This is a genomic window from Vibrio tubiashii (assembly GCF_028551255.1).
GTDB lineage: Bacteria > Pseudomonadota > Gammaproteobacteria > Enterobacterales > Vibrionaceae > Vibrio > Vibrio tubiashii_B.
The window spans coordinates 92,930-107,803 of sequence record NZ_CP117030.1; the positions used below are offsets into that span (position 1 = coordinate 92,930).

Sequence of the window (14,874 nt, forward strand, 5' to 3'; positions counted from 1 at the left end):
ATAGACACAAATGACTCAATATAACGGAGTGATAGTGTGGCTGAAGTTATATTATTGAATTTTAAGGTTAAATTATTTGGCATGGAGAGTGCAATAGAGTAACCACTCTGATTTAAACTTGCGGAAACAAATCTGTAAAGCGGATGTAAACCGTTGTTGTCAGAGTCGATTAAAAATCAATAAAACAATTTGCTGCAAGGAGAAACCGATGAAGCAAATCTTAACCAGTGGTATCACTCTATTGTTAGGTGTTAGCTCAATTGCCATGGCGGGCAACGAACCAGCGCAGGTCGGCCCGCGCCCTCTCTATCTCGTTAGCGATATGGAAGAGAGTCCTCTAAAAACTAAGCTTGAAAGCTGTAGTGACGGCCCATTTTATCGTAGCGATTTTTCGATTGGTCACCGCGGCGCAGCAATGCAGTTTCCTGAGCATACCAAAGAGTCGTACCTTGCTGCGATTGCGATGGGAGCAGGTGTACTTGAATGTGATGTGACCTTTACTAAAGATAAACAATTGGTTTGTCGTCATTCACAAAGTGATCTCCACACTACAACCGATGTTCTTGCTCATCCTGAACTTGCTAAGAAATGTTCAGTGCCGTTTAAACCAGCTAATCCTGAGACTGGCGAGGATGCTCAAGTCGAGTGTCGTACCTCAGACTTTACTTTGGCTGAGTTTAAAACCCTGAAAGGCAAGATGGATGGTGCAAACCCGAAAGCCACTACTATTGAAGAATACATGAACGGGACGCCGGGGTGGCGTACTGATTTGTACTCACAAACCGGTACTTTGATGACCCACGCTGAAAGTGCAGCGTTGTTCAAAAAGCACGGTGTGAAGGTTACTCCAGAGCTGAAGTCAGCCAAAGTTGAAATGCCTTATCAGGGCTTCAGCCAAGAGAATTATGCGCAGAAGCTAATTGATGAGCTGAAAGCGGCAGGGTTTACAGCCAAAGATGCTTATGTTCAGTCATTCAACCTAGATGACGTGAAATACTGGATTAAAAACGAACCTGAGTTTGGTAAACAAGCCGTTTACCTCGACGATCGTGTTTACAATCTAGAAGGCTTTACTGCGACGCTAGAGAACATGAAAGCGCTATCTAAAGATGGTGTTCAAATCATTGCTCCACCTCTATACGCGCTGATTCAGTTAGACGATAAGAATGCGATTGTTGCATCAGAATACGCGAAGCTAGCCAAACAAGCCGATCTCGATATTATCGCTTGGACATTAGAGCGTTCTGGCCCACTTGCGCAAGGTGGCGGTTGGTATTACCAAAGCGTTACTGAGCAAATTAACCAAGATGGCGACATGATGAAAGTGTTGGATGTGTTGGCGAAAGATGTTGGCGTACTAGGCGTATTCAGTGATTGGCCGTCAACAGTCACTTACTATGCTAACTGTATGGATATCTAATCGGCGATACTGTCTAAGTTAGCAAGATTTTTTACTAAAGATGAAGGGCTTTCGAGCCCTTTTTTTAGTTATAAATTCCATGAGACAAAAATGACCCAAATACCGCGGCTCGTACAAGACACATTTGACCCAAATTAAATGGTGCTAGATCTGGTTGTTTTTAAAATATTGAAAATATTAACAAAAATAGATGGCATGTCCCCTGCAATAGCAAAGATGAACATCAACAATAACGTGAATGTAAGGTTCTAATATGAAAAACAGTGTAAAAGGATTGTTAATCGCTGGCTCTTTGCTGCTTCCATCTATGGCGATGGCAAGTGAGTGTGCTAACCGTGGGGTACTGGATGAAAGATATTGCGATGAAAACCAAGATTTAGTGGCAGATTCACCAAAAGACTCGAATGAGTGGATCGACCCAAGCACCTTGGTTTTTACCTACACACCAGTAGAAGACCCAGCGCTGTATAAAGATGCGTTTGCCGATTTCCAAGCACACCTAAGCAAAATCACTGGTAAAAAGGTCATTTACTACACTGTTCACTCTAACTCGGCTCAGGTAGAAGCCATGCGCTCTGGTCGCTTGCATGTCGCGGGTTTCTCAACGGGCCCTACAGGCTACGCAGTAAACCTAGCGGGCTATGTGCCAATTGCGGTAAAAGGTGACGAAGCTGGTTTCCAAGGCTACAACCTAGTGACTATCGTTCGTAAAGACAGTGGCATTAACGAAATGGCAGACTTGAAAGGTAAACGAGTTGCCCATACTTCGGCCTCTTCAAACTCTGGCAACCTAGCGCCACGTGCTTTGTTCCCAGCACAAGGTTTGGTGCCAGATGAAGACTATAAAGTGCTTTACTCAGGTAAACACGATCAATCTATCCTAGGCGTATACAATGGCGACTACGATGCAGCGCCTGTTGCATCAGATGTGTATGACCGCATGGTTGCGGCTGGTCGTGTTGATGACTCTGAACTTAAAATCATCTACCGCAGCCCGCGTTTCCCAACATCTGCATTTGGCTACGCTTACAACCTAAAACCTGAACTGGTAGAGAAAATTAACGAAGCTTTCTTTAGCTACCGTTTCACTCCAGAGATGAGTGCGGCATTTAAAGGCGCAGACCGCTTTTCACCAATTACCTACCAAGAGGATTGGTCAGTTATCCGCGATATCGCTCATGCAACAGGCACGGCTTACACAAAAACCGGTCTGAAAAAACTGGCTGAGAAAGATGCAGCTAAGCGCGCTAAGAAAAAAGCAGCTGAGCTAGCAAAGCAAGCCACCAACCAATAATAACTCTCTAACAACGTCAAAAAGTACGGTGCCTAGTGTGTAGGGCACGGGCATCGTACACCCTAAATTTGGGCTCAAAATAAGAAAACAAGGAATAGTAGTATGGCCGTAGCAAGCTGTGACGCATCAAAATACGACGGAATAAAGATCAACAATCTCTTTCATGAGTACGTGGCAGGTAAGCCAATCCTTAAAGGCATCGACATTGATATCGATCAGCCGGGCATCATTGCCATCATAGGCCCATCGGGTACAGGTAAAAGTACCTTATTGCGTTGCATCAACCGCTTAAACGACCCGACCAGCGGTGAAATCTTGTTTGAAGGTGAAGACCTGACAAAACTGCAGGGGCAAGCATTACGTAAACAGCGTCGTCACATCGGGATGGTTTTTCAAGAGTACAACTTGGTTGAGAGACTAACGGTAATAGAAAATGTGCTCAGTGGGCGTTTAGGCTACATGTCTTCATGGAACGCTTGGCGTAGAAACTACTCGAAAGAGGATTTACAAAAAGCGTTCGAGCTTCTTGAGTTCGTTGGCTTGCAAGACTTTGCCAATCAGCGTGCCGATAGTCTTTCTGGCGGTCAGCGTCAACGTGTCGGTATTGCGCGTGCCGTGATGCAAGACCCATACATCTTATTGGCGGATGAGCCAACCTCATCTCTCGACCCTAAAACCGCGGTCGAGATTATGGAACTGATGGAGACGTTTTCCAAAGATAAGCAAATCCCTGTTCTGGTGAATATCCATGATGTGAACTTGGCGAAGCGTTTTGCCAATCGCATCATTGGTATGTGTAACGGTAAAGTGCATTACGATGGCAGCCCAGAAGGTATTAGCGAAGAAGATCTGAAGATCATCTATGGAGGTGAGTCATGGCTAGATTAAGCACGTCACCTTCTTCGGTAAACGTTGAGAACCCCTTTAAAGCATCATGGGCGAGTCGAGTCGGCGTGGTTGCTGTGGTTGTTTATCTGTTTTACAGCTTCTCGACTCTGAACCTTAGCTTTGAGCGATTGATTATCGGTTTTGGTGAAAGTGAGCGCTTGCTATCTCGCATGTTTCCACCCGATTTCTCTCGTTCGAACCTGCTACTTAGTGGCTTAGCAGAGAGTTTACAGATAGCGATCATCTCAAGCTTCTTTGGCATCGTTATCTCTTTGTTTCTCGGTCTTTTGGCGGCAAGAAACATGATGCCATCGATTGTCTCAACACCAGTACGTGGTTTTATCGCGCTGTGCCGATCATTCCACCCAGTCATTATTGCCATCTTATTCGTTAAAGCCGTGGGCTTTGGCGCGTTAGCGGGGATTCTGACCTTGGTGTTTGCTTCGATTGGTTTCATCGCCAAGCTTTTTGCTGAAGCCATTGAAGAGATCTCGTTTAAACAGGTTGAAGCCATTCGAGCAACAGGGGCAAGCTTTGCGAGTGTGATTTTGTTTGCGGTGATGCCACAGGTATTTACGCGCTTTATCGGCTTTGCTAGCTATCAACTTGACTCAAACCTACGTAACTCAACCATGGTGGGCATTGTTGGTGCAGGCGGTTTAGGTGGCACTCTTTTCTCTGCTTTCCAACGTTTTGATTACGACTTTGTTGCCGCCATTCTTATCACCATTATTGCACTGATTCTTGTAGGTGAATTCTTATCTAATGTAGTAAGGAGAATCTTCTAATGACAACCGCTTCAATTGATAGAGAGTGGCAGCGTTTTACGTTCAATGAGCGTTTGGCAAGGTTCGCCGCCTATTTGTGTTTTGTATCAGCGATAGTTTGGTCTTGGCAGACTGTAGAAATCATTCCAGAGTTCCTCTACGACGCACCAGCGCAGTTTGGTGACATGTTTAGTCGCATGGTTCCGTTGGATTACGGTTTCTACCCTGAAATGATTCATGCAGCCCTGATTGAAACCCTGCACATTGCAACTCTTGGAACGCTTTTCACTTTGATTCTCGCTATTCCATTAGCCTTGCTAAACGCACCTAACATTACGCCAAGCAAAACATTAAACTGGATTGCACAGTTCTTCTTGGTTTCTTCGCGTTCGGTTAACTCACTGGTATGGGCATTGCTGTTTATCGCTCTGTTCGGTCCTGGCGTATTAGCAGGAATCATGGCGATTGCTGTTCGCAGTGTGGGCTTTGTCGGTAAACTTCTCGCAGAGGCGATTGCTGAAGTGAATATGGGAACAATCGAAGCCTTAAAAGCGACGGGTGCCTCTTGGATGAGTATTCTGCTTAAAGGCTACTGGCCTCAAGTTATGCCGGCTTTTTTCTCGATTGTCTTATTCCGTTGGGATATCAATGTTCGAGAATCTGCCGTTTTAGGACTAGTAGGCGCTGGTGGTATCGGCGTAGTGCTTAACGACGCGCAAAACCTGTTCGAGTGGCAAAAAGTGTCGATGGTCCTAGTGAGTATCTTCGCTGTTGTTATTCTCGCTGAAGCACTGGTGGTGCATTTGCGTAAGAAGCTGATCTAGATGTCGCACAACACAAAATAGAATTACGAGCCTACGGGCTATTAACGGTAAGGGCAGGCAATTCCTGCCCTTATTTGATCTTACGTGGAGAAGAGGAAATAAAGCTTTGATTTGCCTTGATTTGCATTTGAAGTGTAGAAGAACTGGTCTACGCTTTAATTGTTCAATAAGATGCATATCAAGGAGAAGGTTATGAAGCCAATTATGGCGATAGTATCGTTAGTTGTTTTCTCGTCAGGACTCTACGCGGCAGACCCGAAACCAGCGACTGACGCCACAATAGCAGTAAACAATAAGGTTAAGCAGACTCTTCCTTTCAGCGACAAACAAGATTTTGAAGATGCGCAACGTGGATTTATCGCTAAGCAAGATGTTGTCACCATCAAGAATGAAGCTGGTGATGTGGTTTGGGATCTCGAAGCTTACAAAAAATACATCACCTTGGAGAATCCAGCACCTGACAGCGTAAACCCGAGTCTATGGCGCAATGCCCAGTTAAACATGATCAATGGGTTATTCGAGGTTACAGACGGCATCTACCAAGTCCGTGGCTATGATCTTTCGAATATCACTTTTGTAGAGGGTAAGACGGGATGGATTGTATTTGATCCACTTATCTCCCAAGAGACTGCAAAAGCCGCTTTAGAGTTTATCAATGCAGAGCTTGGTGAGAAGCCAGTTGTTGGGGTGGTTTACAGCCACAGCCATATCGACCACTTTGGTGGTGTGAGAGGTATCGTTGATGAGCAAGATGTGAAGGATGGTAAAGTTGAAATAATAGCCTCGCATGATTTTACTGAGCATGCCGTATCTGAAAATGTGATTGCAGGGAATGCGATGGGGCGACGGGCAGTGTATATGTACGGTGCTCTGTTACCTAGAAATGAGCGTGGTGGCGTGAATGGCGGGTTGGGTCAAACAACGTCAACTGGATTGGCGACGTTAATCGAACCTACAGACATCATCGAGAAAACGGGCGAAGAGCGCACCATTGATGGTATTAAAATGGTGTTCCAGTACACCCCAGGTTCTGAAGCTCCAACTGAAATTAATACCTATTTCCCTGATAAAAAAGCGCTTTGGATGGCTGAAAATTCCACCAATACTATGCATAACATCCTTACGCTGCGCGGGGCTCAGGTACGTGATGCCCTAAAGTGGTCAAGCTATCTTCAGGAAACGATAGAGATGTGGGGGGATGAGGTTGAGGTTAAGTTCCAAAGTCACCACTGGCCAATGTGGGGGCAGAAAGAGATCGTAGAGTATTTCAAGAAACAACGTGATATGTATAAGTACACTCACGACCAAACTGTGCGATTGATGAACCAAGGATATATCGGTTCAGAAATTTCAGAGATTATTCAGTTTCCCGATGAGATAGAAAATAATTGGAGTACTCGTGGGTACTACGGCACTTTGCGCCACAATAGTCGCGCGGTTTATCAACGTTACATGGGTTGGTACAGTGGCAATCCTTCTGATTTGAACAACCTTCCACCTACCAATGCTGCGGTCAAATATGTGGAATATATGGGTGGTGAAAGAGAGACGATTAAGAAAGCTCAAACTGACTTTGAGGCGGGTAAATATCGTTGGGTAGCAGAAGTTATGAAGCATGTCGTTTTTGCTAACCCTCAAAGTAAGAAAGGTAAAGCTTTGCTGGCTGATGCTTACGAGCAGTTAGGCTATCAAGCTGAATCTGGTCCATGGCGCTCTGTCTATTTACAAGGTGCTTATGAATTGAGAAACGGGACACCGTCAGCAGGAGGAACAAACACTGCTTCGCCAGATATCATTAAAAATATGCCACCGGAAATGTTGTTTGATTACCTAGCGGTAAGGATTCTTCCAGAGAAAGCCTCGGGCAAAGCATTTGCGATTAATCTGAACTTCACAGATTTGGATGAGAAGTACACGCTATATGTAGAGAATTCCGTCTTAAATCATACCCGTAAGCAAAATGATGACCCCGATGTAACTCTTACCTTGACTAAGTCGGCTCTTGATGACGTCCAGCTTGGTAACGTCACACTAGAGCAGGCGATTGCGAATGGGGATATAGTTCTAGATGGGGACAAAGGTGTGTTCAAAGACTTTGTTGGTATGCTTGATACCTTCAATTTCTGGTTCAATATCGTGACTCCGTAGTAAGGAGAACAAAATGGACAGAAGCGCATTGTTGCTCATTGCTTTTGCTCTCATGTTAGCAAGCCCACAGAGTAGTTGGGCTTGCTCTTATGACGGACAATTTAGCAACCCGTTTTCTGAAAGCTATCCGGGGTCACTGGATGTGGCTATCTCAACACAAGAAGCGATACGCAGTCAGTCAATTGAGCAGCCAGAGAGTTTAGTCGGAGTGAATGGACTACGACGCGCAAGCTGGTGGTTAAATGTTATGGTAGAGCTGTACCCTCAGCTCCCCACAGGGACATATATCTATTTAGTGGACAGCCAACTCTGGTCTCATCATCAAACAAACAATCGCTTGGCTATACATGTAGCGACCCCAAGCTCGGACTCTGAAATATTGTTGATTTCGGAAGCGGCCCTCCACAACTTAGTAAACGAAAGCATTACCCTCAATACTGCATTAGAGCTCGGAATTGCAAGACGGCTCTGAGCAGATCGTAGTTACTAAAATCCGCAGTCAATAAGCGAACTAGACTTAGGCCTAGTTCGTTTATCTATAAAAAAGTCATTACTGATAATGCTATCAACTAAACTTAAGGAGTACTTGATGTCGTTTTGGAGGTAGCTATGGATGTTCTAGTTCAGTTTGATAGAACCGGAAGCTATCAAGATAATCCGTGGGATCTGCCAGTTTCATACCAGAAAGGAGAGATCCACTCAGTGACTCCTCTTGCCGCGATTGTGTTGATTGATAGGCGCGAAGCTCATCTCTATTTTCATGAGAAAGACAAGCAGTTCAGCACCGAGAAATGAAGTTTAAGCGGTAAGTTAAGTCCAAGCAATGGTAGAGGAAATTGCTATTGTTGCACTTGGGCTTATGGTTTCGCTCGCCTTGAAACTACTCGCTGGTACTGTTTAAAAAAACTCATTACTAATAAAAGTCTCAATTACGAACTAAACTTAAGGGATGCTCGATGTGTTAGGAGGTAAGCATGGAGTTTCTTGTCCAGTTCGACGAAGAGGGTTTGTACCAAAACAACCCATGGGACATCCCAGTTCCCTATATGAAAGGGGAAGTGCGCGCACTTAACCCTCTTCTTGCTATGGTAATGATTGAAAGGAATCAAGCCCACCTGTACACCAACCTTAAAGATAAGCGACTGCCTATCTCTCAAGGGGAAGAGTGATCTAACCTTAATTGAGACGTAGTAGCTACCCTACTGCGTCTCTTTTTGTGCCAGTAGCTGTTTTGCAAACTCGGCAAATCCATAACCACCCGGCTGAGTCATGAACAAAGAGGGTTTGTGTGTCAGCTTATCCCAATAGTGCTGGATGTTTTTCACCCCAACAGTCAAGGGCAAGGTTTCAAACATTTGTTGGTCATTAAGCGAATCACCGACATAGCAACACTTGGTCAAAACATCTTGCTCAGTTAACCCTTTCGATTTTAGATATTCGAATGCGCTGTTACGTTTTGAGTGATTGCCGTACCAAGCATTGATATGGATCGAACTCGCCGTCGCATGCGCGCCTAATTCGTGAATACGGGCGACTATCTGCTCTACGATAGTGGCACTTAGTGGCTCTCGATTTTGGCCGATATCAATCGCGACTTCACACAGGCGATAGGCTTGGTCTAGGGTCAAGTTTACTTGTGGGTAATCTGCGAGAATATCTTCTACTTGCTGCTTTAGCTGGCTTTGTTGTTCACGCATCTTTTGCAGTGGTACAGAACTGGTAAGAGAAATGCCCTTGGTGCTTTTTTCCAAAGTAAAAGCCCCATTCTCACCCAGTACTGCATCGACAGGCCAAAGCTGAGCAATATGATCGCACCAACCTGCACACGCTCCAGTCACCGCGACAACTTTAAGCCCCTGTTGCTGTAATTCTGATAGCGCAATCAGTGTTTCCGGTGGCAGTTTGCCTTGCCATGTCAATGTGTCATCGACATCCGTCAAAACCCATTCGATGGACTTCCATTCCTTTGAAAGTACGTTTTCCATATTGATTATCTAATGCTGTTTAAAGAACTGTTTATCTTATGAAATTTCACTCTGTATTTCAGTGAAGTGGCTTAGGTTAATGAATAACTGATGAGAGATAAGATAGTCGTTTTTACCGATGTCGTAATTGGAAATGCTTGTTGTCATAATGGCAACGCGCCAAACGGTGGAGTATCGAATATTATCCTCGCAAACGATTACTATATAAGTGAGGTAGCTATGTCCCGATTCCTTTTATGCGCATTTTCCTTTGTGCTTCTTTATCCTACGGCCATTGACCTCTACCTTGTTGGGTTACCTCAAATCGCCGCCGATCTAGCCGCAACGGAGTCACAGCTTCATATGGCGTTTTCTATCTACTTGTCAGGTATGGCAATGACGATGCTGTTTGTTGGTCGCCTTGCTGACCGATTCGGGCGTAAGCCAGTTGCTATTGCTGGTGCCATTGTTTTTGCTATTTCTTCTTGGCTCGGTGGCGCATCTCAAACCAGTGATGCTTTCCTGATGATGCGTTTTTTCCAAGGCGTAGGGGCAGGGTGTTGTTATGTGGTGGCCTTCGCTATTTTGCGCGACACACTAGACGATCAAAAGCGCGCTAAAGTGCTCTCTATGTTGAATGGTATCACCTGCATGATCCCTGTTTTAGCACCAGTCATTGGGCACTTAATCATGCTGAAATTTCCTTGGCCTGTCCTGTTTAGTGCGATGGCGGCAATGGGGGTTTTAGTCTGCCTGATTGCGACGTTTGTGTTGAAAGAAACCTTGTCAAGACAGCCAAATGATCAGTCTAACAGCGAAGAACCTGGTCCTAACGAAACGCTATGGAACCGTTATTTCCTTTCTAGAGTTTTGTTTACCTCGCTTGGTGTGACGGCAATTCTTACCTATGTAAATACCTCTCCAATGATTGTCATGGAGACACTGAACTTTAGCCGCGGGGAATACTCAACGGCAATGGCGCTCTTGGCTATGGTAGGGATGTCGACTTCATTTTCAGCACCCATTGCCCTGTCTTACTTTAAGCAAGGAACCTTGTTGCTAGGCTCACAAATCATTACTTTGACGTCGGCTATCGTCATCCTCGCGGCTCACTTGAATGGCGATAGCTCGACGCTTTACATGCTAGGTTTTGGCTTGATTAGCATGGGGTTCTCTATGGGGTTTGGGGTCGCGATGAGTCAAGCACTTAGCCCTTTTTCAAACAAAGCCGGTTTAGCCAGTTCGGTACTGGGTATTTCTCAAGTGTGTTGTTCCGCGTTGTATATCTGGTTTATGGCATGGATTGGTGTATCTGCAGTAAATATGTTGCTCATTGCATTGGTTGCTGGTGGCGTTATCGGCATCGCTTTAATACTATTAGGGGCAAATCAACCACGTAGCGATCTTCATGAAGAAATCACTTGCACGCCTTGATCTGAATTTACTGCTCACTCTGCAATTGTTGCTACAAGAGCAGAGTGTGACCAAAACGGCAAAGAAGCTCAATGTCACGCCTTCAACGGTAAGTAAGGCATTGGGCAAGTTGCGTGATTGGTTTGATGACCCGTTGTTCGTCAATACTCCGCAGGGTTTAAGACCAACGCCACTGGCGATAAGCATGGAAGAGAGTCTGTCTGACTGGCTACTTATTGGAAGCCAAATTGTCTCAAGACGTGGTGATGAAGCACCAACAGGTGTACGTTTTAATCTTGGGGTAGAGTCTCCGTTATCTTTGATCATGGTTGATGAATTGACTAAGCGCATTCATCAGACTTACCCAGATTCTAAGATAAAATTTACTAACTGGGACTATGACTCTCTAGAGGCCATTGCCCGTGGAGACGTCGATATTGGCTTTACGGGTAGAGAGAGCCACCCTCGTTCAAGAGAGTCGCTTGAACTGCTGCCTTACTACATTAATTTTGAAGTGCTCTTTACTGACTTGCCCTTGGTTTACTTACGCAAAGATCACCCAGCGTTGGAGCAGGAATGGAATTTGGAGACGTTTCTCAGCTACCCACACATTAACGTGACGTGGGAGAAAAAAGAGGGCTGGGCTCTGGATGACATACTGATAGAGTTAGGCTTGACCCGGAACGTTAACTTAACCATGTCGGGGTTTGAGCAGGGTCTGTTTGTTGCAGAAAAAGCCGGCCATGAGATGATCACCACCGCCCCAAAATATTGTCAGAAATATTGCCAGCAACTCCACCCAGATCTGGTTGCCATGCCGATTCCATTAGATGAGGAGCAGCAACAGAAACTTAAGATCCCATTCACCATGATTTGGCATAAGCGTAATAACCGCAATCCAAAGATCAAGTGGCTGCGAGATACGATAAAGAGCTTATATTGTGATTAGATGAGCACTACCAATCAGATCATCTAATCTTTCCGCTGGCATAAAAGTAAGGGGACGGATGTCCCCTTGATTGAGTCAATTATTGAGTTAGCGGCTGAGTTCTTTGTGGAAGTAATCCAAACATAGCTGCTGCGCTTGTTGATTCACTTCAACCTCTTCATGCTGACGAAGGCTGAGATACAAATCAGTGATTTTTTCAAAAGCAGCAATGAGTGCCTGTTTTTCAGGCTTCACAACGGTTTCTTCTAGTTGAGCAGCAAAGTCTGGTAAGCGAGTTTCAACCTTTCTTACGCCTGAAGGTGTCAACCCTTGTTGTTTTAAAGCCAACGGAGAGAGCGCAACAGTACGCAGAAATGAAAGAAACTCGGTCGCCTCAAAATACTCACCACGCGCTATTTTTGTTGCTCCATAATGCACCCATATCCAAAACCTATCTTCAACCCACTGAGGATCGGGTTGAGGGTAATGTGGCTGCTGAGTAGCAAAGATGTCAGAGAGACAAGTCCCTCGCTGCCAAAGAACTTGAGTGTTATCGACACGTGCGGCTGCATCCGGCAAAGAAACGAACTTGAAGTCGACGTGGACAGCGCCCGGCTCGTAGATAGAAATCACTAAACGTGGTTCGCCAACGTGCTCTCCGGTGAAAGCTGCGACCTTTCCCTCTACCTTGTCAATAAGATCAAATCGCTCTTCCATGATGCTAGGAAAATCGTCTGGATTGATAGCAACCACAATATCTAAGTCGCTGTATTTATCCATAGTGTCAGAGGCATAAGAGCCACTAGCCCCGAGGCCGACGATTCTAGGATCTTGAGAGAAACAAGCGACAATTTTTTCCAGTAGCTGCTTGTGTGATTGGGGAAGAGTGGTTGGATATTTCATATTTTACCTTTAATCGAATTCGATGTGAGAACTGCCAAAGACAGTTAGTGCGGTAAAATTAACGCAGCATTACAAAGTAGCTTTAGTCGTGGTTAAATGCAATCAATATCGCTTGCAACGTCGAAGCCGAGATGTTGATAATTTCAGCTGTGACATCTCATGATAAACTGCTTGGCTTATGAGTCTACGTACATAATAGGGACGGATATGGATAATTTGTTAGCGGGGTTACCTCAAGCGCTGAATGAAGAAGTGTTTGAAGACATTGTTTCCGGTCGGGATGTACGTATTGAACGAATCCTCTCTCATGGTCAAAGCTCACCGGAGTCTGGTTGGTATGATCAAGATGAGAGCGAGTGGGTGATGGTTTTGTCTGGGTTTGGTGTAATTGAGTTTGAAGATGGCCGTATCGTTAAGCTTGAGCAGGGCGATCATGTCAATATCCCTGCACACTGCAAACATAAAGTGAAGCAGACCGCTCAAGACGAGATAACGGTCTGGCTAGCGGTTTTCTACAAAGGCTAAATTTCACTCGCGAGTTGGGCTAAATACGCGCGCATGTACTGAGTTCTGATTCTTGCCTCGGTTTTAGCCGCGTCAGTGTTCATCATCTGCTCAAGTTTAAACAGCTTGTTGTAGAAGTGATCGACGGTGTAGTTTTTATCATCATACTCTCGATTCTCACAAAATGGATCGTCTGAACTGTATAAGCTTGCGCCAAAGTTAGTACTTACTTGTAGGCAGCGAGCAATCCCTATCGCTCCCAAGGCATCAAGGCGATCTGCATCTTGCACAATTTGCGCTTCGAGTGATTGCGGTGTGATATTTGCGCTGTAACTGTGCGCGACAATCGCATGATGAATGGCATCTAAATATTGAGCTGGGTAGCGGATGGAAGTAAGGAATTCGATTGCTTTGTCGGCTGCGACCACAGAGCTTTTGCTGCGTTCAGGATGGTTTTTAGCGAAGGTGAAACAATCATGCAGATAAGCGGCGGGTAGCACCACCTCTAGCTTGGCGTTTTCTTGCGCACATAGGTTGCGTGCGGTTTTGACGACACGTTTAACGTGATTGATGTCGTGCGCGGGATCTTGAATCATCTCCTTTGCAATAAACTCAAACATGGCTTGAGTGTACTTTTCTACAGTTTCCAAGCGAACTCCTATGATAATGGTTTGATTTCGAACAGACTAACATAGCGATGATCCGCTACTGTCATTTCAATGTTCGAGTTTCTTGACCCGTCTATTAGTGTCACCTTTAAGCTAGATTCTTCGCAGTTAATTTCGAGGCATTGAATCTTGCATACTCTCCATAAATTCAGTAGCTATACTCAGCCATTTACTCGCAGGCTAGACCAATTACCTCCCATGTGGAAAGGGATTGCTTTAGCGCTATGTTCAACAGCAATGTTTACTCTGGTCGGTGTTATTGTTCGAGTGCTAAGCGATACCATTGACGTGTTTCAAATACTGTTTTTCCGACAACTGGTGTTTATTGCCTTGTTGATGCCAGCTATGGTTCGTAGCCTAGACATTTTGCTTAGACCTAAACGAGTCAAGCTACACGCGTTACGTATTTTAGGTGCGTTTATTGCTCTTTACTTTGGTTTTGTCACGGTAAGTAATATTCCTTTAGCCGATGCTACGGCACTCGGCTTTACTCAAGTGCTGTTTGTAGCGTGTATCTCTAAGCTTTGCTTGTCAGAGCGCATCACGGCTACGCGCCTATTCACCATCATTGTGGGATTTATCGGTGTGATGATGGTGGTTCAGCCACAGTTCCAACAAGCTTCACTGCAATATACCGGAGCAGGCTTACTGGCTGCAATGGGGGCTGCTGTGGCTGTTATCTGCGTGCGAAAAGTGGCACAAGAAGAGCCTAGAATTACGCTACTTGCTTATCAGGCGCTGTTTGTAGGAATCATGGCTTTGTTACCAAGCCTAGCAGCTTGGCAGTGGCCGAGTTGGTCGGAGTTAGGACTACTACTATGTGTTGGCGTGCTTTCATCAGTGGCGCAGTGGATTGGTGTGACGGCTTATAAATATGGTGAAGCGAACGTTATTGCCAACGTCGAATATGGGAAGATTATTTACTCTGTTGCTCTTGGGTACGGGTTGTTTAGCGAAGTTCCCAATGAGCTTGCGATACTTGGCCTACTCGTGATTGTTGCTAGCGCCGCTTTGCCGATTGCGTATCACCACTTCAAATCCTTTATGGTTAACAAATTGAATGATGATAACAAATCATTATTTAAATAATAAAAAACGATAATTTCCTGTCCTTTAAACTTGGTCGTATTCTTGGTGCAAAGTTTATGACACG

General features: G+C 45.0%; 16 protein-coding genes. 13 read left to right on the plus strand and 3 right to left on the minus strand.

Features of this window, described 5'->3' with window-relative positions:
• Positions 1-208 precede the first annotated feature (208 nt).
• The 9 genes from LYZ37_RS15750 (at position 209) to LYZ37_RS15790 (ending at position 8,510) form a co-directional block, all read left to right on the plus strand.
• Entirely contained in the window at positions 209-1,420 is a 1,212-nt protein-coding gene (locus LYZ37_RS15750; RefSeq protein ID WP_272787855.1) for a glycerophosphodiester phosphodiesterase family protein, read from the plus strand.
• 253 nt (positions 1,421-1,673) lie between these two features.
• A complete protein-coding gene (gene phnD / locus LYZ37_RS15755; protein ID WP_171320449.1) occupies positions 1,674-2,714 on the plus strand; it encodes a phosphate/phosphite/phosphonate ABC transporter substrate-binding protein in 1,041 nt (346 codons plus the stop codon).
• 102 nt (positions 2,715-2,816) lie between these two features.
• A complete protein-coding gene (gene phnC / locus LYZ37_RS15760; protein ID WP_272787856.1) occupies positions 2,817-3,602 on the plus strand; it encodes a phosphonate ABC transporter ATP-binding protein in 786 nt (261 codons plus the stop codon).
• Positions 3,590-4,390 carry a phosphonate ABC transporter, permease protein PhnE gene (gene phnE, locus LYZ37_RS15765; protein WP_272251133.1) on the plus strand — a complete coding sequence of 267 codons (801 nt, stop codon included), beginning with the start codon at positions 3,590-3,592 and terminating at the stop codon, positions 4,388-4,390. The genes phnC and phnE (LYZ37_RS15765) overlap by 13 nt, the downstream gene beginning before the upstream one ends.
• Positions 4,390-5,193, plus strand: a complete 804-nt coding sequence (gene phnE / locus LYZ37_RS15770; protein WP_272787857.1) for a phosphonate ABC transporter, permease protein PhnE — start codon at positions 4,390-4,392, stop codon at positions 5,191-5,193. Before phnE (LYZ37_RS15765) ends, phnE (LYZ37_RS15770) begins: the two co-directional genes overlap by 1 nt.
• A 204-nt stretch (positions 5,194-5,397) precedes the next feature.
• Positions 5,398-7,341: an alkyl/aryl-sulfatase gene (locus tag LYZ37_RS15775; protein WP_420794649.1), complete on the plus strand. Its 1,944-nt coding sequence runs from the start codon at positions 5,398-5,400 to the stop codon at positions 7,339-7,341.
• Positions 7,342-7,354: 13 nt separating this feature from the next.
• Entirely contained in the window at positions 7,355-7,813 is a 459-nt protein-coding gene (locus tag LYZ37_RS15780; protein WP_171320453.1) for a hypothetical protein, read from the plus strand.
• 137 nt (positions 7,814-7,950) lie between these two features.
• Entirely contained in the window at positions 7,951-8,136 is a 186-nt protein-coding gene (locus LYZ37_RS15785; RefSeq protein ID WP_069668850.1) for a hypothetical protein, read from the plus strand.
• A gap of 179 nt (positions 8,137-8,315) precedes the next feature.
• Complete coding sequence (locus tag LYZ37_RS15790; RefSeq protein ID WP_171320454.1) at positions 8,316-8,510, plus strand: hypothetical protein; 195 nt, start codon at positions 8,316-8,318, stop codon at positions 8,508-8,510.
• A gap of 30 nt (positions 8,511-8,540) precedes the next feature.
• Here LYZ37_RS15790 and LYZ37_RS15795 read toward each other — a convergent pair whose 3' ends face one another.
• Positions 8,541-9,326, minus strand: a complete 786-nt coding sequence (locus LYZ37_RS15795; RefSeq protein WP_272787859.1) for an HAD-IIB family hydrolase — start codon at positions 9,324-9,326, stop codon at positions 8,541-8,543.
• 90 nt (positions 9,327-9,416) lie between these two features.
• Here LYZ37_RS15795 and LYZ37_RS15800 point away from each other — a divergent pair, with 90 nt between their 5' ends.
• A complete protein-coding gene (locus tag LYZ37_RS15800; protein ID WP_272787860.1) occupies positions 9,417-10,739 on the plus strand; it encodes an MFS transporter in 1,323 nt (440 codons plus the stop codon).
• The gene (gene yidZ / locus LYZ37_RS15805; RefSeq protein WP_272787861.1) at positions 10,714-11,667 is read left to right on the plus strand and encodes an HTH-type transcriptional regulator YidZ; all 954 of its coding nucleotides are present in this window, start codon (positions 10,714-10,716) and stop codon (positions 11,665-11,667) included. Before LYZ37_RS15800 ends, yidZ begins: the two co-directional genes overlap by 26 nt.
• An 87-nt stretch (positions 11,668-11,754) precedes the next feature.
• On the opposite strand, the gene LYZ37_RS15810 is transcribed toward yidZ, so the two are convergent.
• Complete coding sequence (locus tag LYZ37_RS15810; RefSeq protein ID WP_272787862.1) at positions 11,755-12,549, minus strand: nucleotidyltransferase domain-containing protein; 795 nt, start codon at positions 12,547-12,549, stop codon at positions 11,755-11,757.
• A gap of 207 nt (positions 12,550-12,756) precedes the next feature.
• Here LYZ37_RS15810 and LYZ37_RS15815 point away from each other — a divergent pair, with 207 nt between their 5' ends.
• Complete coding sequence (locus LYZ37_RS15815) at positions 12,757-13,074, plus strand: cupin domain-containing protein (RefSeq protein ID WP_272787863.1); 318 nt, start codon at positions 12,757-12,759, stop codon at positions 13,072-13,074.
• On the opposite strand, the gene LYZ37_RS15820 is transcribed toward LYZ37_RS15815, so the two are convergent.
• Positions 13,071-13,673: an HD domain-containing protein gene (locus LYZ37_RS15820; protein ID WP_272788410.1), complete on the minus strand. Its 603-nt coding sequence runs from the start codon at positions 13,671-13,673 to the stop codon at positions 13,071-13,073. The genes LYZ37_RS15815 and LYZ37_RS15820 overlap by 4 nt on opposite strands.
• Positions 13,674-13,919: 246 nt before the next feature.
• Here LYZ37_RS15820 and LYZ37_RS15825 point away from each other — a divergent pair, with 246 nt between their 5' ends.
• Entirely contained in the window at positions 13,920-14,810 is an 891-nt protein-coding gene (locus LYZ37_RS15825; protein WP_272787864.1) for a DMT family transporter, read from the plus strand.
• Positions 14,811-14,874 lie beyond the last annotated feature (64 nt).